Genomic DNA, 22,294 nt, shown 5'->3' with positions numbered 1-22,294 from the left:
ATGAGGACACTCAGCGCAGCCGCGCATAATGCTATCAAAACCCGGCCCGGGACCAGGTTGGCCAGGTTGAAAATGATTGCATTTTATGGTGTTGGCTTTTGATGTTTGCTATCAAAAGCCCCCGGCCGCGCCGGCGATCGAGGCCGCTTTTGCTATCAATGCTTAGCCGGAATCCTTCCCCCTTTGGCGCTCCACGCCAAGTTTATAGCCGGAATCCTTCCCTCTTTAGGGAGTGTCCGCTATGCATCGGTGTTCTCCTGCATGGCGTTTCGACGAGCTGTGATAGCCGGAATCCTTCCCCTTTAAAGCAGGAAAAGCCAGCATGGATCATGCCTTGAAAGAACGATTGATTCGAATCGCTGCAATCGGTCGGCTACTGGCCGAGAGTGTGGATGACCGCGAGCTTGACGGAACGCTTGAGAGCTTGGGCATCGAGTTGTGTGCGCTCAGTGGCGTCTGTGCCGTGTGCGAGGGTAACGGTATTCATCCCGGTGAGGATCCTGACGACTTCGACGGAGAAACGCCGGTTGCACGGTGCCCGACCTGTTTTGGCAGCGGCATGGCCGGTTAGCCGGAATCCTTCCCTTTTATCCTTTCCGTGCGCCCAAAAAAAGCCCGCTCTGATCCAGGGCGAGGCTTGTTGTCGCGCAGTGGTTCAGATCAACGGAAGCTGGGCACTTTGCTCGATGTAGATCTTGAACCCCGCGATGCTACGTCCCTTGCGCTTAGGCTCCAGGGACAGATTCAGGTCCGTATGCTGGTTGATCTCGCTTATGCACGGATCGAGGACGTATTTGCGTAGGTCTTTGACGTTTGGGTACTTCTTTTCGAGCTGTAGCAGCTCGCGCAGACGAGGTAGTTCAAACTCGCGTTCCCCAAACTTTTTGTGTTGCGCTGTCAGCTCGTAGAGCCGGAAGGCGTAGAAGGTATTCAACTGGCTGATGTGTCTCAGCGTGTAGCCGGTGAACTCGCGGTTCAACAGAGTCAGGTGCGGCAGGACAGTCGGAGAGAATCCAATCTCAACGCACCCTTCGCCTTCCAGGTACTCTTTTTTGTAGATCCAGCGCATGGCCTCCACTTCTTTGCTGCGCTCGTAGCGTTTGATTTCTCGGGCCCACAAGCGCTCTACGGCTTCGGCAAGAATGCCATAAGCGTGACGAACCTCTACACCAAAGACCGATGCAAAAGCGTCTGCTGTCACCCGCACAAGGCCGTCTTTTGGGGCTTCCTTTTTCGAGTCAATAAGCGATGCCGCAAGCAGCACCAAACGCTTTTCTTGAAGCGTCAGCGTGTAAGACGACTCGATTAGCTTGTTCGACTGGTAGACCCGGTTCCTATCAACTTCAGGCACATTAGCCACGTCGCCACTCCTGTATGCATTCGCAGACACCATAAGGGGGAAAGGGGAGAGCGTCAACACCCCTTTCCCCCTTGCAGGAATGTGGAAAAGCTGTGCGTAACCCGTTGATAAGTAAGGGATAATAGCCGGAATCCTTCCCTGTCTTGCCGGAATCCCTCCCTTTCAATAGCCGGAATCCTTCCCTGATAGCAGCCGGAATCCCTCCCCGGATTGCCGGAATCCCTCCCCAAATGTGGAAAAATAATCAAATAAAACCCTTGTAAATCATATAGTTACGCAATCAATCCACAGGGGTAAAACAAGTAAATAAAAGAAAAGAAAAAACCTTCTTTAAAACAAGATCTAAAACACGCGCAGCGCGCAAAAAATCGGCGCAGGACAAAATTTCGGCAGTGCGTCCGCCTACCCTCGCCATCCATGGCTCGCCCCGCCTTCGGCGGCCTGTCGATGGGCATCCATGCCCATCTTGAAGATGCTGGCCGTTCCGGCCTCTCTCTACCTTTGTGTGTCGCCTGGGAAACCACGTACACCCACAGAATCGGAAACAGCAAATCAACAGCAAAGCAAAAGCAGGTATGCCCCTTCGGGAGACTCTTTACCTGGGATGCGCTCTCTCGATGTAACTAACACCCCGTCTAAGCGGCCCGGCCGTTCCGGCCGCCCTCTCGGCGCAAGCGCCTCGACCCCTACGGGGCGCCAAGACCCGGATTCATCACGCTCGGCCGATGAAGCTGGCCGACCGCGATACCGGGCGCGTGTGCGCGCGGGGCTTTCGTAACCAGGTGAAGCGAATATCAGAAGCGGGTTATCAGTGGAGAGGGTCCGCAAAGGCATCGCATGCTGCCTGTAAGGCTCTCAGCGCAGCGCACAGCGGCTTTAGGGATAAATCCCAGGCGTCGGGCAGGGCTAGACGCTCCTTGCGTGCAAGGCGTCTAGCGAGCGGGTTTCTCAGGCGAAGCGCGGGGAAAAACCGTGGCCGTGTGCGACCATAGCCGGAATCCCTCCCCCTTTAGGGGGTCACAGCAGCAAGAAAATAACGTATCGAGAGTGCCGGAATCTTTCCCCTTTTCAGCGGTTTTCAGTTCGAAAAAAACACCGACAATCCCCAATGAATACGGGGGTTTCACGGCAATTTTCGCTGGTGAACTTGAGGTTGTTGAAATAGCCGGAATCTTTCCCCTTTTAGGTTCAGGATTGTATGGCTGATTGGAAAAATATAGGCATCCCCAGGTGGTTCGACTGCAAATTGGGAAGCATGAAAGATGAGGATTTGGCTCAACTTGTGGGCACAACCAAAAGCAGGATCCGCTACCGGCGTCAGCTTTTCGGCTATCCCGCCTGGAGCGTTGATAAGGCTATCGAGCCGTACCGGCATTTGCTGGGGATCGAGTCAACCAGGACGGTAGCGCGGCTATGCGGTGTATCGGCATATAGCGTTGGACAATATCGAAAGCGTTTAGGGGTCAAGGCCAAGCCAGGACCTGAAGCGGCACCCAAGCCCAGGAGGTTTCCGGCAAACCATCCGTTGCGGCCATATAAAACCCTCCTTGGGCTTGTGCATGACGACGAGGTTGCAAACCTCGCTGGGGTTTCGCGCACAACGGTTAGAAATTGGCGTGAAGCTTTAGGCCGTGAGCCTGCGGAAGCATTGCCAAAAGAACCAGCACAACAGCGGATCAAAAACTATGTAGGTCCGTGGCTCGGCTACGAATCACTGTTCGGCACAATGTCAGCTGCGAAGATCAGCCGTGCAGTAGGTGTGCCCTTTGCCATAGTTGAGCAACGGCAAAAGTTTTTGGGTGCAGTACCGTACCAACGGGTTTCAAAACTGGCCCGGTACCAGCATTTGGCGGGGCTCATTTCCAGTGCCTTGCTGGCAAAACTTGCCGGCGTTTCAGCAAGTCGGGCCACTGAATTTAGCCGTCAAGTTCAAGCGGGTCAGCGTCTGGATTGAAATCTGCCACCGTTGGTGGCCGCCGATCCTCCAGATTTCAACGTAGCGCGTGCTGTTTTGTGCCGCTGGCAGCCAGGGGTGCCCCTGGACGGCAGACCAAAGCCACACCAAGGGCGCGGCCCTTGTCAACGCGCTGGGGTCGCCCAGACCTCGGGTGCGCGGGGTGGTGAAGCTACCCCACACACCCAGGCCAAGACTGGGGGTCACTGCGCACCGTCAAGCAGAATGCGCCTGCGGCGGTCCTGCGGACGCGGAACCCACCTTCGGCGGGGCCCCCGCCATTCAGCTTGACCGCGCTTCGCTCTTACAGCACTGCACGCGCTCACGCTCCGAATACAGGACCTGTTTCAACAAATGAAGCGCAACCAGGTTACTGCCCATTTCCTCTAACCACGCCTTATGGACGGTTTTGCACAGTTGGTCGACCTCCGCGAACAGGCGGCGGTAATGCTCAACCTCAAGCGTTAGGCGCCGTATGTCGTTGCTGGGATGCTCTGACCAGATCTGGCGAAGCTCGGTAACGGTTACAGGGCGGAACGGCGGCAATGTGCGACTCATAACACACCAAATACTGTACATCGAAACAGTAGTATGGCCGCAATCTGAAAGAGCTACAAGCCACCGAACCCCCGAGGCCGTAGGCAAATAGAGCGGGATTCCTTGCGAATGCTATCAATCGTCCCTAAATCCGGCGTCCTGCAGCAGATCCAGGGCGAATTATTGCTATCAATACATCTTATAGTTTGTTTGTTAGTTTCTTTGTTTGTTTGTTTGTTTGTTTGTTTCGGATGCGCTATAATTTGGCCTCATTTGCGGAGGTTTGCCATGCGTCCTGTCGATTTCACTCCAGAACAGATCATCGAGGCCGGTCAGGCGCTTCAGAGCGCTGGTCGATCCATTACCGGGTTCGCGCTGCGTCAAAAGGTTGGGGGCGGGAACGCTAACCGGCTGAAGCAGGTTTGGGACGAGCATCTATCGAGCCAAACAATTGCAGAAGCGGAGCCAATGGCCGAACTGCCGGTCGAGGTGGCGCAGGAGCTTTCCCGCGCCACAGAGGCGCTTGTAGCTCGCCTGGGTGCAATGGCCGTGGATATCAATGATCGTGCCGTTAAGGCGAGCGAACGCCGCGTTGCTGACGTGGTGCGCGCCGCTGGTGAACAGCGGGAGCAGGCCGAGCGTGAGCTTGCGGACGCCACGGAGACGGTTGACGACCTGGAGCAACAGCTAGATAGCGCCCAGGAAGCTTGCGACTCGCTGAAACAACAACTCGGACAGATCCAGGCTTCTAAGCAGGAACAGGCCGTGGAGCTGGCTCAGCTGCGCGAGCGACTGGCATCTGTTGAGAAGTCGGCTAAAGAGGCAGCAGCTAACGCCGTGGCCCAGGTGAAGTTGCTCCAGGGGCAGCTAGAGGAACAGCGTCGGTTAGAACAGATGGCGCGTGAGCGGGAAGCCCAGGCGACCGGCGCTGTCGCTCAGATGGAAAAGCAACACTTGGAAGATGCCGCCGTGTGCCAGGACTTGCGCACCGAGTTACGCGCTCTATCCGCATCGTTCTCACAGTCAGAGGCTGTGAGCAAAAGTCGTGGCGATGAACTGGAGCAGATCAAGCAAGAGCTGAAGACGGTACGCGGCGAACTGAAGTTGGCGAATGCAGCGGAGGCTACGGCGAATGGCCGCGAGCAGGCGGCATTGGCGAGAATAAAAGCGCTTGAGGCCGCAGCAGCGAAGCCAGCGGCGGAAAAACCACCGGCCAAAACACCCAGGGCGAAACCCGGCGCAAAGGAAGTAAAGCCATAGGGGCTGGCTTAATTGCTATCAAAATACTGTGACCAGGTGCAATGCCAGGTCACAAATTGATAGCATTCTCTTGGTGGTTTTGCTATCATAACTGCATCCGGTCAGTGTGATCGAGGTTGTTAATGATAGCAAAGGTGAGCTTATGAAAGACGCAGATCCAGATAGCACCACTACCCTTACCCTTCGCAGCACGCCTTACGCGCTGATTCATATTGCCAAGCGCATCACCGGCGAAGCCACGGCGAACAAGGCTTTTCTGGCAGGCATCGTCCAGCTGGATAAATTGACCGATCAGCTTGCAGATGAGCGCGAGGAAAACAGGCGCTTGCGGGAGAATCTGCGCCGGTCGCAATCACTGTTACAGCAGTTGGCCCCGCTCTGTATCCAGGTGGCCGAAGTGGCAGGCCAAAAAGACCTTTTCGAGTAAGTAAATGATAGCAATTCGTCCTGCAGGACGGATCCTGACTCGCCTGAATTGCTGTCATTCTTGCGTCACCTGGGGGGCACAGCTCCCCTACCCTTTTCGAATTCGATAGCATTTTCCGTTGGCCAGCTCCGGCCGCGGTCCCTCCTTTGATAGCATTCATCCGAAAAAATTAGGACTTTTGATCCTAAATAATGCTATGCAAACAGGATCAATGATCCTATAATGTCTCTTGTTGGTGGCACGCAGAGAGCCACTCGTTTCTGAGAAGGCTAGTCGTTGCCATCACGGAGAACGGGATGAGACTTTCAGAGGTTGCGACTATCCGCACACACTTTCCAGAGGCGCATTTCTGGCTTGTTAGGCGGGGCTCAGCGAGTCGATGCGGTGAACCAGAACGAAAGTTCAACCCCGAGAACATCGGGATCCAGGTACACCGCACTGATATCCTTTTGCCGGACTACCTTTTCTACGCGCTGGTGCATATTCACCAGCAAGGCTACTGGGAAAGGATGGCAAACGGGACGTTAAGTTTAGTCAATATCCGTGTTTCAGACGTTCGACGTATCGAGCTGTCGCCACGGTGAGCAAGGGGGCCATAAGGCCCCCCAGGCTCTACCGGCTAAATCAAATCAATGGATGGAGCTTCAAAAATGATTCCAGTAGTAGATATTGTCGGCGTAACCAGCCATGCAAAAGAAAATCCGATATCGACCGCTGTAACAGTTTTAATGCTGGTACTAATCGCGTTAGTCATGGTTTGGATTTTTAAAACTTTCCCTAAGGCGCGTGCAAAATTTACATTTGGGATCTTCGCTATCTATCTCGCTGGGGCCGGGTGGTTAAATTGGCAAATGTTTAAAGAACAGCCGACGCTATCGGCAGTTTCCGCAAATGCTGTTTCAGATTTTCCAAATTACTTGGCGGCAATCAAGAGCATTGACGTGGTGATGCTAAACAAGAACGACAGTCCGCGCCCAGGTGACAGACTGTCATTCAAAGAGCTTCAGGGCGAACAATGTATCTACCATGGGAAAGTTGAACAGGATGGAGTCGCCACTATGAATCGTCGGGCTTGCCCTGATGGAACCGTGACTATGTTGAATGTACTTGTTCCCTTGGAACACGGCGGAACTGGTGACAGCCATAACCATTATAAAGCGTTCGTCAAAGAAGGCTAAAGGAGAACGAATGAAAATCGACTTGCCCAGTATAAAGGATCAGCAAGACGTTATTTTCCAACAGGCCATAGCTGATGCTATTGCCCAGTTGAAAAATAACCTCACAGCTACGCGCTATCCCTCTCAGGACTTAGTAGATGAAAGCCTTTTCCCGCGTGATCATTTGTTGCGTGAAAATGAAGGCTGGGAGGCCCCGGCACCTGAAATTGTGAAAGCGTACTTTCGACATTTTCAAAACCTGTTCACTGAGTACGGCACAGATGCAAAGTTGGCAGTTCTCCTTGGCATCCATGGGAGCGGAAATGACCGCCGAATTCGTGCGTTCAAAGATGGCAGCAAGAAGACGCCATACGGCGTCTGGAGACGTTTTCTTGTTCTAACTGGGCGAGTACCACAAGATATTATTCCTGTACTGGGAATCCTGCGCTAAGCCGGGTAAGAGGGGTTGGAAATGGCCGGATATTCTGAATACAAAGAAGCGGATCTTGATTTAGAAGTGCCTGTGATGTTGAGTCTTAGAGAGTTGCGGGTTATTGAGTTGCTAATGGGTGGCGACACCTTCGCTACTGGCTCAGATTGGGAACTTGTCGCAGAACGCGCCCAGGATAAATTGGCAGATATTATCTGTGAACGTCGCATTGTTGCTGAAAGGAATCTCTCCAAATGAAAAAGCTAATTGTTGCTGCATTACTACTGGCGTCGTCGCAAGCTATTGCATCATCTTTTGAGTTATCGACAGCACCTATCCGTACTATCGACGCGGTAAAACTCTGTAAAGGATATTTCAAAAAAGATCCTGAAGCGGTGAAGGTTTTCAATGAACTGCGAGACACCGGCGCGCTGGATGTTGCTGCAACTTGCGCCAAGGTGCAGGCCAGTGGAGAGCTGGATAGGCCAGGGCCGGAGGCTGTCGCTATCAGCCTTATGTCGCAGTTCTACGAGGTCAAGCCAGACTCTGTAGCAGTGAAGGTGCATCATGAAACCTCAGCGTCAGCCAATGTCACTGCGACTGCCCCTGGCGGGCATTCGTGTGTGTTCAGCATGGTTCCAGCTCCCCCTGGAGCCCCGGCCCCGAACGGGTGGATGGTAGGCGCGACAGTGTGTGAGCCTAAATAGGCTGCTATCGAAAGGAGGCTTTATGGCGGTTAATATAAAAAAGAAAATAGATGGGAAATTACTTCTGCTAGCGGTGGGTCTGCTGTTGGTGGTAGTAGTTGTACAGTTGGTGATTATCGTCACTTACCGTGCATCCGTAAAAGCCGACGATTCCACGGTGCAACAGGTTGAGACACCTAAACTCGGTATCCATTGCGCCAATGGTAAGGCATCAAATACCAGCCATATAACAGGCGGTTTTCTGAGAACTGAACCTGTAATTATTGACGGCGAGTTTGTTGATTGCGCAATGAAATTTATAGTTAAAAATAAAGAACTTACGCTAGAAGAACTCTACGTCCGCTTTCTCACCAATAACCATGAGACATGATTATGCAAAAGTTTACTTTTAAGCGGATATTTCTAGTGGTGCTGGGGTTGGTTTTCATAGTTCCAGCCGTAATGGCTGTGCAACTGTATATGATTAGTTCCAATTACGGGAAAGCGCGTGAAGCGGCGATCCAACAATGGGCCTCAAAAACACCGGACAGTGCTGCTATCGTCAAGCGTTATCGCGATGCGTGCCAAGGGGGGCTGATTAAAGATAGTGCAGCAGGGCAATCATCCAGGCCCAAAACATTTGAAGGTTGCGCCGCTGAAGTTGGTTCCCCTGCCCTGATAAGCGCTCTTAACGACGCTACAGCTAAGGTTGACGCAACACTAAGCATCCCTGCCCCTTTGCGATGGATCGTGCAGTAAATTGCTTTACATATAGGATCAATGATCCTATATTAAGGCTTCAGGTAGCTCCCAATGATCGACGTTAGTAGGACGGAAACTATTATGAAAGCCAATGCATTTTTCTTCCGCTCCGCTCTCGGGCTGAGTGCGGTTGTACTGGTATTAATTGCTGTCGGCGGCTTGGGATGGCTGCTCAGTGCTGTTGCAAGTTTCTTGCAAGTCCTTCCCTTCAGCTGGAACGATTGCAGTCTCGTAGACGGCTGCGGGATGAAGACTTATGTAGGGCCGGATAGTCTCGGCGGCTTTTGGCTGTGGGGGGCAATCGGACTGGTCGCAGCGTACCTGTTGTACCACTTAGTTCGTTTTGTCTGGATTGTATGTGACGAACTCGGCTCGATCATTTTGAAGAAGTAAACATCAAGGAGTGATTCCAATGAAATCTCAAAACGGGTTGTTGGGAATGCCTTGGCCCATGGTGGCTGTATTAGCTTTTGGTGTCGGTATGGCGGCCGGAACGTGGTTAGGGGTGCTTACCACCCTCAAAGGCGCGGAGGATGCCCAGGAGCGCTATAAGAAGTACGAAGTAACGTGCCCTGTGCTTCCACTCCCCCAGGTGGCTAAATGAAAATTATCGGACTGTTTTTCTTATTGATTGGTGTAGGGCTTTTGGGGTCGGCTGTTTTGTTCAATAGCGGTTTGGATATAGAGCAAGTTTTTTTCAGGGGTATAGCTGGAATTGTGTCATGTATCTTGGGGGGGTATATCTCCATTGATTCGCTGAAGTCTAGTCGCTGAGTTGCGATTGGCAGTGTAGTACCAGGAGGGCAAACCGATGGCGCATGTTGCATTTGTACCGCACCTGGCATCGAGAGAAATTGAAGGGGTCGAGCATTGGTATGTACGAATGGAAACCAAGACTGGTTGTTTTGACATACTGAGTGATCCCCAACTGTCGAAAGATTGGGCGGCACGGGATCTGCGTCGAATTCGCGAAGAAATGGCTACGCTTTGGCTTGCCCAAAAACAACCCACTCAATGACGGGAGACGAACCCATGTCGCTACATTACTACTGCTTTTCATTCTTCGACGTTCGCGACAATCGAGCCACATATTCATCTGCTTACTGCGGTTTGAAGGCCGAGCGTGTGGCGCATAGAGACATTCTTGAAGCCAAGCAGGCTGCGAAGGTTTCACCCACCGCTACGCTGCTGGCCTGCACCTACCTCGGGTACATGACCGAGGCGGAATTCAACTTCGGCGTGTGAGCGAATGTAGGTCCTATCAGTTACCTATAGCTATACGATTGCACTGATAAACGGTACATGGTTCTATCAGTTTGTCAGTGACGCATAGGTAAAAGATAGATTATCCTAGCTCTACCTCTAACAGACCTATCTGATAGGCATACACGCACAGGACGGACCAGCCCATGCCCGCATCCGCAAAATCAACCTCGTACCTGCCACTGGTGGTCTTACTCGGCCTCTTTTGTTTCGGCGTTGTGCAGGCATCATCGGGACTGGTGAGCATCTTCCAGTTCGGTCTAAATATCGCAGGTGTCACTAGTTTCGCATTGACATACTACTTCGTCGGTTGCGCTATTTCGGTAGGAATCTTACTTGCATCCAAGACGGCCCGGTCAAACAGAATGGCTGCTGCAATGTCAATGTCGCTGTATGCATTTGGCCTAGCTTTGATTTTCTTTGCCGGATTCTCAAACATGGACCCGGCACCTTTTGAATCGAAGCTTGCAGATTTCTTTGCGCAATTGCAGGCGGTTGCAGTACGTGGGGCTGTTTGGGTGATTCCGGTCATCGTGACGGGTTATCTCAGCGTGAAGGCTTTGTGTAGCGTCAGAACAGAATGATGAAAGCGCACATCTACTTGAGAGCTTCGACCAAAGACCAAGACGCCGATAGGGCTAAGGCACAGGTATTGGAGTTTGCTAGTAATAGCGGTTTCCAGGTGGCCGGTGTTTACAGCGAGAACATATCGGGAACAAAGCTCCAGCGACCGCAGCTGATGGGGCTACTAGCCGTGGCGGATCCTGGGGACATCCTGCTGGTAGAATCCATTGACCGCCTCTCAAGGCTCAGCCAGAGCGACTGGTCGCGCCTCAAGCAGATCCTGGCAGAAAAACAGCTCCGGTTGATTGTGGTCGACCTCCCCACAACTCACCTACAGGCCGACACCAGTGTCACCGGCCAAATCATGACCGTTATCAACGATATGTTGATTGACCTCACATCCACCATGGCACGCCTCGATCAAGAAAAGCGTGTTGAGCGTATACGTCAGGGGATGGCAAACAAGCGGGCTCAAGATCCCGCTTGGACGCCTCCAGGTAAACAGAAGAACGTCCAGCTTTGGCAGTCAGTAGAGCGTTTGCTTATTAAACTGCCTACCGCGTCAGTAGATGAAATCGCCAAGCTGGCATCTTGTGGTGTGGCGACGGTGTATCGAGTCAAGAAATCAATAAAAGATCGAAATGAAAGGAACTCTGAATGAACATCAAATCAATTGCGCTGTTCGGTTGTTTGCTGCTACCGGCGTTCAACGCAAACGCTGACTTTAGTTTAAGTGATATTACGAATGCCGTAGGTCAGGTTAAGAAAGTCCTTCCTAGTAACTCTAGTTCAAGAAATAGCGCTACATATATTCCCCCAGGAATGGGTTTAACACTAGCGAACGGCCAACGTGCCAAAGCCTACGGCTATGATTGCCAGCCGAACGAGAAACAGCCGTGTGGATCTATTAAGGTTACTGCTGGCTCGCACAAAGTGTTCATTGTTCCGGTGTCAGGTAAATCATTTGATGAGCGTTGGACATTCAAGCGTCTGGATGGCAGGGGCATGGTCGCGGTAAGGCCAGATGGCACAATTCTCGAATCAAACATTGAGTGAGGTGATTCATGGGAAACTATGATGGGAGCAAAGGGCCTGACGTGCGTTTCATGATCGTCGTGGCCGTTCTGGCGGCACTTATGACTTACGCCGCGCTTAGAGGCTTAGGTGATTCCCTCGGTGTAGATGTAACGGCGGCACTTACGTTGGTGGTCGGACTTACCTTAACTGTCTTTTTGCTTGGTTTAGGACTTTGGTCGCAAGTGTCCGGTAATTGGCCTCTTACCGTTACCAATGTCTTGCCCTTAGCCCTCTCGACGTTCGTAATGTCCTTTAGTCCTGCATTAAATCAAATCGGCTGCATTGGCCCGATTGATATGTGCTTCGATATCCGGTGGTGGGGAAGAACGTCTACACATTATGGCGTGTCTTTCGCAATTCTTTTGATTGGCTACGGCACCTTGTACCTTCGCCGTGACAGGTATTGACATGGATATAACAACGATCCACATGATTCCTGAATTCCTCACAAGTGCAGAGCCCCTGGACGGTGATCGTTATGTTCTAGCGGAGCTGGGCCCGGATGACAGGCTTGATATCTACGGGAAACATCCAACTTATAACGCGCATTCCGATAGCTGGTTATTTGAAGGATCAACCCGTAAGCGGGATGAGGAAGACTGTTGGTTGCCCGAGGCACAGTTCCTCCAGATCGTGGCTACGCGAGGCATAGAGCTGGAATTATTTGATTTCTAGAATGCTATCAAAATGCCGATCGAGCGCCGGCGCGGCGGGGGGTTTTGCTATCACTTTCACTGTCCTGGATCTGCGCCCAGGTCGTGTTTTGCTATCAATACGCAACCTGGTGCCGCAGCTGGCCACCGAAAAATGCTATCAGGTGCCTAGCGCGCCGCTGGCTTGCTGGCTGGCCCCGGCCTGGGCGACCAGTCACCCTACCCTGTCCCAGCTCGACGTGCTGTAGGCCGTTTAACGAAGCGCGGTCAAGTTGAATGGCGGGGGCCCCGCCGAAGGTGGGTTCCGCGTCCGCAGGACCGCCGCAGGCGCATTCTGCTTGACGGTGCGCAGTGACCCCCAGTCTTGGCCTGGGTGTGTGGGGTAGCTTCACCACCCCGCGCACCCGAGGTCTGGGCGACCCCAGCGCGTTGACAAGGGCCGCGCCCTTGGTGTGGCTTTGGTCTGCCGTCCAGGGGGCACCCCTGGCTGCCAGCGGCACAAAAAAAACGAGGGGCCATATAGGCCCCTCGCTGACACTCGGCTATTAGCCCCAGTGCTTGGTTTTGTTTACGACATTATCCCGCTCATCCTGGATGATTTCGAGCAGCATGCCATCAGGTATGGTCAAGCCATACTCCAATACCTGCTTTTCGAGATACCACAGCGTCTGGTTAGGTGTACTGTCGTATACGTTCGAATAGATAGCTTCATCCACTTCAGGCAAAACCCACATTACGCAGTAAAACCGTTGTAACGGTTTGTCCCACCCCATCTGTACGCGATATGTATCCCCGTCGATGGTGCTTTTTTGCTCAAAGATATGTTGACTCATGAAAACTCCTTAGTGGTTGATGTAGGGCGTTTAAGCAGCCGTGCGCCCTTAACGCTGCACAGCAATCTTAGCTCAGATAAAAACAACAGGCAAAAAGAAAGGAACCCGAGGGTTCCTTTCGTTGGTGTTGAGTTAACTAGTCGTTAACTACTAACAATTTTTGAGGCTTCGACTCCAGTACAATTCCTACAATCGAAGCAATAAGGCCAAATGCTGATATGCCAATCCAAACTGCGTCATGCAGGTTTAGTGCAATAGCAAGCATGATTAGATTCAGCAAAAGCATTATTCTAATAAACATAGAATACCTTAATGGTTAGTTGGATCAGAAGGGAATGCCGTCTGAATCAATCTCCAATGCATCGAAGTTCAAATCCAGCCGTTCGCAAATTTCGCGACGGTAGTTTTCTTCGTCCATTAAAGACCATGCTTCGTTATATTCATTTGCCTGATGGTAAGTGCCAGCAGATTCAAATTGAACTACTTGAATTTCCATAATTGGAACTCCGATATCGGTTAGTTGTGAGCCTTTCAGCGACCATTGGGCTCTAACGTCGCACAGCAATAATCCCCAACTTGCAGGGATTAGTCAAGCGTCTAACTAAAAAGGAACCTTGCGGGTTCCTTTATTGGTTTACAGGTCATTCCTCACTGTCATCGTCGCATGATCCATCTTTGAAGCCACAGTGACCGCAGTTGATGGACCAGTGTGCATTGATTGCACCAGAGTGGTTAGTTTCCCAATCTGATTGTATGGCAGGTTTGCCACACACAGGGCATTCAATGTACATAGCATCTTCAGGTAGATCTTCGTTTGCAACAGTATAAGTTGGCATATGAGTCTCTTAATGTTTGGTTTAGGGCTTAGCAGCCTATGGCCCTTAATGCTGCATCATTAGTATAGTTTAAAAAGCTAAAATTTAGGCAAAAAAAAACGAGATAGCAAAAGCTATCTCGTCGTATCAACGCTAAATCAGATCAATAATGATCTTGAAGATCTAGAGTCGACATTTGTTGATGCTTTTCGACAATTTTAACAGCGTCTACAAAACGCAGTTCAGTCGGAGCATAGAATCGGAATACTTTAGAGTCATCGTCAAGAGTGCGAATGACATAAAGATATTGCTTATCATAGAAAGCCGAGATTTTTTCGGATTTCAAAAGATTAGCAGCAACATACTTTGAGTGAACATGAACATTGCCAAAAGCGTGAGCTTTAAGGTAGTCCATGTAAGCCGAGGCGTAAGCAGATTTGCACATCGCGTAGTCTGCAAGAACGTCAGGAGCAAAATCAAAGAGAGTTGGAACAGCTTGGAAATCGAGTTCAATACCAGACATGGTATATATCCTTGTAAAGTTTAGTAGGAGAGCGTTTCAGTCAACCATGCGCTCTTAAAGTTGACGGGACCATCCTATCTCAAATTGGCATATATGCCAAGACGCCTAACACAAATCGTAGGGCAAAAAAAAGCCCCCTGGGTAGGGGGCTGCAATGATCAACTAGACCTATGTATCAGCTATCGGCTTCTGTCTTAGCCTTGGGCTTCCTGGGCGACGTTAGATCGGGTTCGCCGCTCTTGTCAGGGAAGCTCAGTAGGCAGCCTTCTTTGTGGCCGGAGCAGCCGAAAAATGACCATCCCCCCTCCCCTTCTTTAACACGGTGGATCAGCGGTTTGCCGCAACCCGTACACGCAAACTCTGTCAGCACTGGGCCACTTGGTTTACCCGGCTTACCGTCCGCATCTTCGGCCATGTAATCACAGCCGCTTTCGTCTGGGTTGTAGCCACTGCATCCCCACCAGGGCGAAGATTTTTTATTCTTCGCAGGATTGAGGATTAGGCCGCGAGCGCATTTAGGGCACGGGAACTCTACAGGAACCTTTACCTGGAACGCAGTAAGCTCAGTCTGCAATCTCTTATGGACAGCACCTAACAAGGTTTTGTAATTAGCTTTACCCGTGGCGATGCCCTCAAGTTGTTCTTCCAGGATCTTCGTAAAGTCGTAGTTAAGAAACTGGAAGTTATCGCGAAGTACATTCATTAGCCGAATGCCGCGAAACGCCATTTTTAGCTGTTTCTTTTTGCCGAAGCGCTCAACATAGTTACGGTCATCTACGATAGTTTTCATCACCGCGCCGTAGGTCGCTGGGCGACCTATTCCGAGGCGCTTCATGTCTTTGATTAGGCTGGCTTCTGTATAACGCGGTTGAGCCTTCGTTTTAGTTTCAACTACGCTGCCCGTGTCAGCATCTAGAAAGTCTCCGGTGGTCAATTTCGGGACAGGATTGTCTGAGTCTTGACCTTCAAGACTTGCTTCATCCTCGGGATCCTCGGAGCTGTCAAAAGGCGTTAACTCTTTCCAGCCCTTGTAAATAAGCTTTTTGCCGCGACCTTCAAATTCAACTGTTTTACCATCGACCGCGCTTGTCGCTTCTAGCCGAGCGACACGAACTGCAAAGCGTGCGTCTTGCAATTGACAGCCGACCGTACGCATCCATATGAGATTGTAAAGTTTGCGCTCGTTTTCGTTTTCACCAGCAGTCGTGACCGCTATATGTGACGGCCTAACTGCCTCATGCGCGGCCTGGGCGTCATCCGCTTGTTTCCAAGTGCGGGCCTTCGCAACAATAGGCAAGCCGTTTTCTTTGCCGTAGGCAAATATTTCCTCCAGCGCGTTATCCGACAGCACCGTAGTGTCGGTACGCATGTATGTGATTGCGCCTTGCTCATACAGTTTTTGCGCAATTGCCATAGTTTGCTGTGGGTCAAACCCCAGGGTATTGCTACCGGCCTGTTGGAGAGTAGTTGTGTCAAACGGTGCTGGTGGGGAGCTAGTTGTTTCGCTGTCATCGCAGCTCATAACCTTGACGCTGCGCACCGCCGCGACCAGTTCAGCAAATTCCTTATTCGTCCAATGTTTCTGGCCTTCCAGGAGTGGCTTAGTGTCCCAAGACGCTTTCCAGTTTCCAAACGTCAGTTCTGCGCTGTAGTGCTTTAAGCTGGAGTGGCCTGCAATTTCCTTTTCCCGGTCATCTACAAGCCTTACTGCTACGCTCTGGACGCGGCCAGTAGAGGCGGTTTTGTCACCCATAGCCTCTGCAATAACAGGGCTCACCATATAACCTATGAGGCGATCAGCTACCCGACGCGCTTCCTGGGCTGCTACGGCCTTTAGATCAATTGCGCGAGGGTTCGCAAGGGCCTTTTTCAAGGCTTCCGGAGTTACTTCGTTGTAAGTAATCCGACGCTCGTCTTTGAGTCCTAAAACTTGTTTTAGATGCCAAGCAATTGCCTCCCCTTCCCTATCCAGGTCGGTCGCAAGAATGACCCCATCTGTACATTCAGCCTGGAGGCGTTTTAGCCTGGCTACAACCTCTTTGCCTTTATCGGTATATACGTACTCGGGTTTGAAATCGGGCGCATGTACGCCCATTCCAGCTTCGGGCAAATCTCTGATATGACCGACACTGGCTGCAACGCGATAGCCACTGCCAAGATATTCTTCAATGATCTTGCCCTTGGATGGAGACTCTACAATTATTAAAGTAGTCATTGCGTTAGCCTTTATTCAGGCAAGCCAATACCTATTAGAGTTCTGTAGGTATTGGGTTGCGAAGTAATTACGTGGCTCCGAAAAGCCACGGTTAGTTACTTGGGAGTCAGCGCTTTGCGCTGTTCGTGATAGAGCTTGATAGTCTGGTTCATATCGTGCATGAGCTTGCGTAACGGTTTAACGTAACGATCCTCACGTTTTTTCCATTCTTTTTTGCTTATAGCTCCCTTGAAATGTAGGTCCTTCAAACTTGCGACTATCAGATCGGCAATTACAAATAACCGTACAAATGCGTTAACCAGGGGAGTTCCCTTGCCTTCTTTAATAGTCAGTAGATATTCAGTTGGAGTCGGAACAACAACGTCCATAGCCTTTATGACTGGATCGTTAAGTTCCTCGGTGAGCGTTTGAAGGCTGACTTTTAAGTCGTCCTCAACTGCCTTTAAGTTATCGCTAAGTACCGGCCTTACCTTTTCAGCCAGTGCCTGGGCAATGGCATATTCAGGTTTGGAATTGCTCGCAAAAGCCTCGATTGAGAACAAGCTATCTGCCACGCGCACGCCACAGATTCTTTTGTTGTCTTCATGGCCGGGAAAGTAGTTTGTATCCCACAGAATGATCAAATAGAGGTCGTGGACCTTTATACGAACGTCAAACGGCACTTGATCCTTGTCAGTCATAATTGAGCTACCTGCACTAGATTCTGTAATTGCATCACCTGGGCTGCGGGGAGCAACTGAATCTGTTCATTTAAAAAAGCCAGCTCGTACCGATAGCCTACGGCTGGCTCTATGTATTCATTAGTGTTGAAGTCAAGCCCAATACGGACACCATCGCGGTTTGCTCTAACCAGTTCCTTAGCCAAGGTCACGCGGTTTTCGCAGTGGGTTGTTAGACACCACTCAACAATCACAGCCAGCTTTTCAGCTGGCTCCGCTCTATGCTCAAGCCCTGCGGCTACAGAACATTGATATTCGTTGAATAGGTCTAGCCCTTCAGCGGGGTTATCAGTAGGGCTGCCAGGGCAAAGAGTGGGGCACCACGTTATTTTGAACATGGTGCGTCCCAGCACTTCTACTGACTCGTAGTCATTGAGGTTCGCCAGACGCACCAGGGCCATTACTCAGCTCCCTCAGTGGATGCTGGGGCCATGTTCTTAATAGCTTCACTCAGAGCGGCTTGTAGCGCCTTCGCATCAAGATCGGCGGGCACGTCAAGCAGGCTTGCCAGCGCCTTAGCGGCTTCCAGGCCAATTGTCAAGCTTACAAAAGTTTCCGATTCGGAAAGTTTCCCGCTCCCTTCGTCGTTGCTGTTGTTGTCGGGGTTGTTATCCCCGTCTTCAGCCGGAGGCGTTTTACCGGTGGGTTTTCCACCTTCTTTTGCTGGCTTCGGTTCTTTCGGGATCAGTGCTTTAATTGCTTGCTGGATTGACTCCCCTTTATTGATTCGCTTTTCAAGCTTGGTCAGCGAATCGTCATCCAGCTTTTTGAGTTCATAAACAAGGTTCACGTCCTGGAAAGATCCCGAGCGAACGATTTCTTTTTGACGGTCGTTAAGCTTATGAATGGCCTTGTACTTGCTCAGTGCCGAAGCATTCGGGAGGCCATGTACAGCGCAGATTTCTTCGGCTGAAAGCCCAAATTCTTTTTCGTCTTTTTGAATTGACATAGCAGTCTGATACAGGGTTAAGCCTTTGCGCGCTCCGTTAGAGGATGTGTGATCTAACCGGCGTTCTTTCTTGCCGCCAGTGCGGACGATGCAAGGGATCATCTGTAGTTCTTCTGGCCCGTCTTCAGTCGAACGCCACCGGCACTCGCCGTCAATGATCGGGACGTTACCATTTTCGTCTGGAGTTCCTACAAACAGCGGGTAGCGAATCCCGAAATAACGGCCGTCATCCAGCTTGATGCGGGAGGACTTACGGATGGACGCGATGTTCGCTAGGGTTTCAGGGCTATTCCAATCGTCTCGATCTTGGTCAGCATCTGGAATGATTTTTGACCGATGGATCAGCATAATTGCTTCACCAGTGATTGGGTCTGTATCGCCGCTGTTTAGTAGTTCTTGGATACTGTCGACCATTAGATTTTCTCCATCAGTTTTTTACAGAAGTTTTCAAATTCAAAAGTTGCATCTTGCGCTGAATCGTCTTTGCCGCTTATCCACTTGCCTTTGCTAATTGCAGTTTTAATGGGATCGCGCAAACCGATAACGCCCAGTAGCGCAATGTCGCCATAGGCGGTTACGAGCCCTTCGTAAATGGATCTATCGCCCAGGGAATGAGGAACCTTTTTCCCAAGAACGCTTACTAGGGTTTTGACCCGGTTGATTACGAAACCGCCCCATTGGAGCTTGGCGTTCAATCGGCGTTTCACCGGCTTGAGGACTTTCGTCAACTCCTTCAGTGAGCCGATAGCGTTGTGATCCAGGTCAATAGGCGAATAGATCATGTCTGCACAGATCAGGGTCGCAAGAAGTGTGTTGCCGTTGCCCGCAGGTGTATCAATCAGGATGTAGTCATAGCTTTCTATGTCCGCTACATTCATCTGGAGATTGTCTTTTAAGGCAGTTACCACAGTCAGATCGCTTACGCGGTTAATCTCACTGATACTTTCATCACCTTGTATCAGGTGAATAGTGTCTGAAATCACGCTTACGGTGATTGGCTTTGCTTCTTCAGGATCTTTGAACAAATGTGTGACATTGCTCAGGTGAGCATGACGCACACCCGCGCCCTGTAGGTTGTTGGTCAAGCTTGCGATGTTGTCCAGGTCAATAAACAGTACCTTCTTGCCCTGGAGACTGAGGTAGATGCCAAGACCAGTAATAGTCGTTGTTTTGCCGACGCCGCCTTTTGGCGTGCTAACGCCGATTACCTTTGGAAATGGGGCTTCAATAGTCATCGTTAAATTCCTTCAATGTCGTCCAGGGAGGACAGATCCGCTTTAGCAGCGGGTTTTGGTTTAGGCGATCCCGGACTAGTAATCGCTAGTCCTGCCGCCTCAATTGCTGCCAACTGATCAGCGCTCAGTTTCGCTTTACCTGCTGGCTTTTTGGGTGCATCTGGTTCCGGTATAAATCGAGCCTCATCATCGCCGGTTGTTCCTGCAAATGGATCTTCAGAAGGCCCATTAATTTCATCGCTGTCAATGCTGGAAAACGGATCATCTGTAGCCGAGGCGAGCGCTGCAAACGGATCATCGCCAGGATTTTCGTTTAGGCTTGCAAATGGGTCATCTGAGTTCGCAGCGTTGGAATCGAAAGGATCTTCCTCTGTAGAGGTTGATGCTGTTGTAGGTGCCGGTGTTGTTGCTGCTGGTGGTTTAGCCGGTAGGGCAGGGGGTTGGACTGGGTTGCGCGGCGGTAGCCCCTTAGCCTCCTTAACGGTGATCCAGCAGGTATAGATAATGACTGCCAAATGGTTTGGGCGAATCAGGGCGCTTACTCGCGCAGGCAAGGCCAGCAACTGGTTAGTAGTGACAGTGGTTTCTTCGACTTGCCCGACAGATCGTTCGTCGCCCCAAACCTCAGCTCCACCTTTGTTGACTTCAACCTTTTCCATCTTGGTGACTGTCTTCTGTGCTATGCCAGTCATGTTCGCAAGCCACAGTGCTGTCTCATAATCGTTTGCACGATAGGTGAGTGTGATTTGGGTGTTGATATCAATGCCACCTTTGATAGATTCCGCATTCAGCGTTTTATCTGGAAGGTTTAGCAGGTCGGTTAGCGCTTGATATGCAATCGACGCAAACACGTTTTTCGAAAGAATGGTAGCCAGCGCATCTGCCAAGTTTTGAGAGACGATAAACCGCACTTCGTCCAATGACAGATATGTAGGATGTTCAAGCCGTTTTTTAAGAACGATTTGTACAACCTCATCAAGTAAAGCAATGCATGCCTTTCTAACAATGGTGTCATTGATATTTGAGCGCACGTATACGACCGCGCCGGAATTGAGAGCCGCCGCAACGTCAAAGCTTTCTTCTACTGTTGCGCGCAGGGTATCGAGCTGCATGAACTCACTTACGTTAGATTCAATGCTGCCGTTTTTCTCCCTGACCCAATTCGCCATTTGCTCGTTTATTTCGGGATGTTTGCCCTTCAGTAGTTTTGCCAGCTGACCTAATGTACCGTCCCAAAGAGGCATGAGATAGTCGAGAACCTTGCGTTCCTCTCGTTTGAAGAAGTCCGCATTTGTGCCGTTATCGGCCATGCCAAATGTCTTTACAACGCGCTCGCGGCGTTCTCTGCGTGTGCCACCAATGAACGGTCCATATGAGCCGGGGCCGACGCCATTTAAATCAAGAACAAGCGGGGCAGGGCGTCCGTGACGCTCACAGCTTTCACGCATAATATCGTAGATAAAATCGTCAGGTTTTTGGTCAACAAACCAGGCCCCCCATCCCTTCATAATGGCTTGGTCCAATAGAACGCCGAGCATCACGCCTTTACCTGTTTGGGACGGCCCAATCACCTTGGCGTGGTTCTTCCTGAAAAGTTCGTCGGCCATATAGATGGCCTCGCCTTTATCATCCAAACCCAAAAACATCTGACCTTTTAGATAGTAGTCCAGGGGGTTAAAGTCTTTGGCTTTGAGGTTATCCATGTCTATGCGGATATCGCTCAGCGCGTCACCACTTGCCTGAACCCGGAACTTGCGAAGCCAGCCGCTTATTTTTGGTCGAACCCAGCGCAGCATTATCATGCGCAAAAACATAGGCGCAGACAGCACCACCAGGAAGCACCACCACAGGTCGGCAATCGACTTCCGAAACTCTCCGTACCACAGTTTCATAAAGGATGTAGCGCGCTCACCATCGAAGCCGTAGATGGCATATGCGTATGCATACAGCCCGATTACCAGTAGTGGGCCAGCAGCGCACAGCAGGATCATAATGCAGCGACGAGCATACAAAAATGCAACATCCATCGCCGTTGCATCGTCTGATTGCTTGACCGCCCCGGTCACGGCAAGCACAAGCAAAACACCGATCATGAGGCAAAATACGGTTGTTAAGCCTGGGTCCGTGTTCAGCAATATAAAGCGTAAAATTTCCATTCGCCGTCCTCTACCTCTGTCAGTGTCACTAGCTTCAATGCTCTCAATCTGAACTTTCCGATTCGGAAAGTTCCGTCCATTCATAGCATTCTTTCCGATTCGGAAAGTTCCTACACTCTTTCCGAATCGGAAAGATTCTACAGACTTTCCGAATCGGAAAGATTCTACAGACTTTCCGAATCGGAAAATCCTAGAGCAGCTATTTTCTACGATATATCGCAGAAAACAGCCTTTTAGATATGCACATATCTATGCGCATTATCCTATTGCTTTTCTATTGCATTAGCAATAGTCTAAGCAATAGAAAAGCCAATAGAACGGAGCATAGAAAAAGCATGCTTTTTCTACAAATCAAAAGCCTCAAATGCCGCCACCCGCTGGGTGTCGTGGTCGCCCTGGCGGGCAACCATAGACCGCCGGGGGAGCGCCCCGTCAGTCTTTTAGGGTTCCGACTCGCTGCGCGAGCCTCCACCCTCTTTTGCCTCATACGCCCTGGACGGGCTAATCGGCAAAATTCACCCGCGCGGGCGTCCGGTGAAACCGGACCAACCGCCATCCTGGCATTGCGCGACGCTTCGGTGCGGTCCTTCGTCCCTTCCTCAGCTGCTTCATGCCGCATGGCGGTTGGTCCGGTTTCACCGGACGCCCGCGCCGCTTTCGCTAGCGGATGCTGCGCACCCTGTCTCCGCCCTGAACGGGCTACACCAGGGCAGACCGGA

At 51.0% G+C, this 22,294-nt stretch carries 29 protein-coding genes; 19 read left to right on the top strand and 10 right to left on the bottom strand.

The window, feature by feature from the left end; all coding sequences use genetic code 11:
- Window positions 1-322 precede the first annotated feature (322 nt).
- Window positions 323-571 (top strand): hypothetical protein, encoded by a 249-nt coding sequence (locus tag RB216_RS29740; RefSeq protein WP_170059035.1) that lies wholly within the window; start codon window positions 323-325, stop codon window positions 569-571.
- A gap of 84 nt (window positions 572-655) precedes the next feature.
- Here the strand turns inward: RB216_RS29740 and RB216_RS29735 are convergent, their stop codons facing one another.
- A complete protein-coding gene (locus tag RB216_RS29735; protein ID WP_308908941.1) occupies window positions 656-1,360 on the bottom strand; it encodes a replication initiation protein in 705 nt (234 codons plus the stop codon).
- A 1,198-nt stretch (window positions 1,361-2,558) separates the two neighbouring features.
- Here RB216_RS29735 and RB216_RS29730 point away from each other — a divergent pair.
- The 18 genes from RB216_RS29730 to RB216_RS29645 all read left to right on the top strand — a co-directional run bounded on the left by RB216_RS29730 (window position 2,559) and on the right by RB216_RS29645 (window position 12,152).
- On the top strand, window positions 2,559-3,314 hold the full coding sequence (locus tag RB216_RS29730; protein ID WP_308908940.1) for a hypothetical protein: 756 nt from the start codon (window positions 2,559-2,561) through the stop codon (window positions 3,312-3,314).
- 825 nt (window positions 3,315-4,139) lie between these two features.
- Window positions 4,140-5,111 (top strand): DNA-binding protein, encoded by a 972-nt coding sequence (locus RB216_RS29725; RefSeq protein ID WP_308908939.1) that lies wholly within the window; start codon window positions 4,140-4,142, stop codon window positions 5,109-5,111.
- Window positions 5,112-5,253: 142 nt separating this feature from the next.
- Window positions 5,254-5,538: a hypothetical protein gene (locus RB216_RS29720; protein ID WP_170059038.1), complete on the top strand. Its 285-nt coding sequence runs from the start codon at window positions 5,254-5,256 to the stop codon at window positions 5,536-5,538.
- Between the two features lie 296 nt (window positions 5,539-5,834).
- Window positions 5,835-6,122, top strand: coding sequence for a hypothetical protein (locus RB216_RS29715; protein ID WP_308908938.1), 288 nt, complete (start codon window positions 5,835-5,837; stop codon window positions 6,120-6,122).
- A 66-nt stretch (window positions 6,123-6,188) separates the two neighbouring features.
- Window positions 6,189-6,716 carry a hypothetical protein gene (locus RB216_RS29710; protein ID WP_308908937.1) on the top strand — a complete coding sequence of 176 codons (528 nt, stop codon included), beginning with the start codon at window positions 6,189-6,191 and terminating at the stop codon, window positions 6,714-6,716.
- Between the two features lie 10 nt (window positions 6,717-6,726).
- A complete protein-coding gene (locus RB216_RS29705) occupies window positions 6,727-7,146 on the top strand; it encodes a hypothetical protein (protein WP_170059040.1) in 420 nt (139 codons plus the stop codon).
- A gap of 21 nt (window positions 7,147-7,167) precedes the next feature.
- Window positions 7,168-7,383 (top strand): hypothetical protein, encoded by a 216-nt coding sequence (locus RB216_RS29700; protein ID WP_308908936.1) that lies wholly within the window; start codon window positions 7,168-7,170, stop codon window positions 7,381-7,383.
- On the top strand, window positions 7,380-7,832 hold the full coding sequence (locus RB216_RS29695; RefSeq protein ID WP_308908935.1) for a hypothetical protein: 453 nt from the start codon (window positions 7,380-7,382) through the stop codon (window positions 7,830-7,832). The genes RB216_RS29700 and RB216_RS29695 overlap by 4 nt, the downstream gene beginning before the upstream one ends.
- Before the next feature lie 22 nt (window positions 7,833-7,854).
- Window positions 7,855-8,202 (top strand): hypothetical protein, encoded by a 348-nt coding sequence (locus tag RB216_RS29690; RefSeq protein WP_308908934.1) that lies wholly within the window; start codon window positions 7,855-7,857, stop codon window positions 8,200-8,202.
- A gap of 2 nt (window positions 8,203-8,204) precedes the next feature.
- On the top strand, window positions 8,205-8,570 hold the full coding sequence (locus RB216_RS29685) for a hypothetical protein (RefSeq protein ID WP_308908933.1): 366 nt from the start codon (window positions 8,205-8,207) through the stop codon (window positions 8,568-8,570).
- Window positions 8,571-8,654: 84 nt separating this feature from the next.
- Entirely contained in the window at window positions 8,655-8,966 is a 312-nt protein-coding gene (locus RB216_RS29680) for a hypothetical protein (RefSeq protein ID WP_308908932.1), read from the top strand.
- A gap of 418 nt (window positions 8,967-9,384) precedes the next feature.
- Window positions 9,385-9,591, top strand: coding sequence for a hypothetical protein (locus RB216_RS29675; protein ID WP_308908931.1), 207 nt, complete (start codon window positions 9,385-9,387; stop codon window positions 9,589-9,591).
- A 14-nt stretch (window positions 9,592-9,605) separates the two neighbouring features.
- A complete protein-coding gene (locus RB216_RS29670; protein ID WP_308908930.1) occupies window positions 9,606-9,818 on the top strand; it encodes a hypothetical protein in 213 nt (70 codons plus the stop codon).
- Between the two features lie 164 nt (window positions 9,819-9,982).
- Window positions 9,983-10,420: a hypothetical protein gene (locus tag RB216_RS29665; protein WP_308908929.1), complete on the top strand. Its 438-nt coding sequence runs from the start codon at window positions 9,983-9,985 to the stop codon at window positions 10,418-10,420.
- Window positions 10,420-11,061, top strand: coding sequence for a recombinase family protein (locus RB216_RS29660; protein ID WP_308908928.1), 642 nt, complete (start codon window positions 10,420-10,422; stop codon window positions 11,059-11,061). Before RB216_RS29665 ends, RB216_RS29660 begins: the two co-directional genes overlap by 1 nt.
- Window positions 11,058-11,456 (top strand): hypothetical protein, encoded by a 399-nt coding sequence (locus RB216_RS29655; protein ID WP_308908927.1) that lies wholly within the window; start codon window positions 11,058-11,060, stop codon window positions 11,454-11,456. Before RB216_RS29660 ends, RB216_RS29655 begins: the two co-directional genes overlap by 4 nt.
- Before the next feature lie 8 nt (window positions 11,457-11,464).
- The gene (locus tag RB216_RS29650; protein WP_308908926.1) at window positions 11,465-11,884 is read left to right on the top strand and encodes a hypothetical protein; all 420 of its coding nucleotides are present in this window, start codon (window positions 11,465-11,467) and stop codon (window positions 11,882-11,884) included.
- Window position 11,885: 1 nt separating this feature from the next.
- Window positions 11,886-12,152: a hypothetical protein gene (locus RB216_RS29645; RefSeq protein WP_308908925.1), complete on the top strand. Its 267-nt coding sequence runs from the start codon at window positions 11,886-11,888 to the stop codon at window positions 12,150-12,152.
- Window positions 12,153-12,675: 523 nt separating this feature from the next.
- Here RB216_RS29645 and RB216_RS29640 read toward each other — a convergent pair.
- From RB216_RS29640 to RB216_RS29600, 9 genes are all read right to left on the bottom strand, one after another.
- The gene (locus RB216_RS29640) at window positions 12,676-12,963 is read right to left on the bottom strand and encodes a hypothetical protein (RefSeq protein ID WP_308908924.1); all 288 of its coding nucleotides are present in this window, start codon (window positions 12,961-12,963) and stop codon (window positions 12,676-12,678) included.
- A 325-nt stretch (window positions 12,964-13,288) separates the two neighbouring features.
- The gene (locus RB216_RS29635; protein ID WP_308908923.1) at window positions 13,289-13,459 is read right to left on the bottom strand and encodes a hypothetical protein; all 171 of its coding nucleotides are present in this window, start codon (window positions 13,457-13,459) and stop codon (window positions 13,289-13,291) included.
- 482 nt (window positions 13,460-13,941) lie between these two features.
- A complete protein-coding gene (locus tag RB216_RS29630) occupies window positions 13,942-14,301 on the bottom strand; it encodes a hypothetical protein (protein ID WP_308908922.1) in 360 nt (119 codons plus the stop codon).
- Between the two features lie 175 nt (window positions 14,302-14,476).
- The gene (gene topA, locus RB216_RS29625) at window positions 14,477-16,516 is read right to left on the bottom strand and encodes a type I DNA topoisomerase (protein ID WP_308908921.1); all 2,040 of its coding nucleotides are present in this window, start codon (window positions 16,514-16,516) and stop codon (window positions 14,477-14,479) included.
- Window positions 16,517-16,611: 95 nt separating this feature from the next.
- Window positions 16,612-17,196, bottom strand: coding sequence for a hypothetical protein (locus RB216_RS29620; protein WP_170059061.1), 585 nt, complete (start codon window positions 17,194-17,196; stop codon window positions 16,612-16,614).
- A complete protein-coding gene (locus tag RB216_RS29615) occupies window positions 17,193-17,636 on the bottom strand; it encodes a hypothetical protein (RefSeq protein ID WP_170059060.1) in 444 nt (147 codons plus the stop codon). Before RB216_RS29615 ends, RB216_RS29620 begins: the two co-directional genes overlap by 4 nt.
- Complete coding sequence (locus tag RB216_RS29610; protein WP_308908920.1) at window positions 17,636-18,598, bottom strand: ParB/RepB/Spo0J family partition protein; 963 nt, start codon at window positions 18,596-18,598, stop codon at window positions 17,636-17,638. The genes RB216_RS29615 and RB216_RS29610 overlap by 1 nt, the downstream gene beginning before the upstream one ends.
- Window positions 18,598-19,419: a ParA family protein gene (locus RB216_RS29605; RefSeq protein WP_308908919.1), complete on the bottom strand. Its 822-nt coding sequence runs from the start codon at window positions 19,417-19,419 to the stop codon at window positions 18,598-18,600. Before RB216_RS29605 ends, RB216_RS29610 begins: the two co-directional genes overlap by 1 nt.
- A gap of 2 nt (window positions 19,420-19,421) precedes the next feature.
- Window positions 19,422-21,575, bottom strand: a complete 2,154-nt coding sequence (locus RB216_RS29600; RefSeq protein ID WP_308908918.1) for a TraM recognition domain-containing protein — start codon at window positions 21,573-21,575, stop codon at window positions 19,422-19,424.
- Window positions 21,576-22,294 lie beyond the last annotated feature (719 nt).

The sequence above is a fragment of the Pseudomonas canadensis genome (assembly GCF_030980095.1).
Taxonomy (GTDB): Bacteria; Pseudomonadota; Gammaproteobacteria; order Pseudomonadales; family Pseudomonadaceae; genus Aquipseudomonas; species Aquipseudomonas canadensis.
The sequence above is the reverse complement of the archived record's forward strand: the minus strand, read 5'-3'. Positions and strand labels throughout refer to the sequence as shown.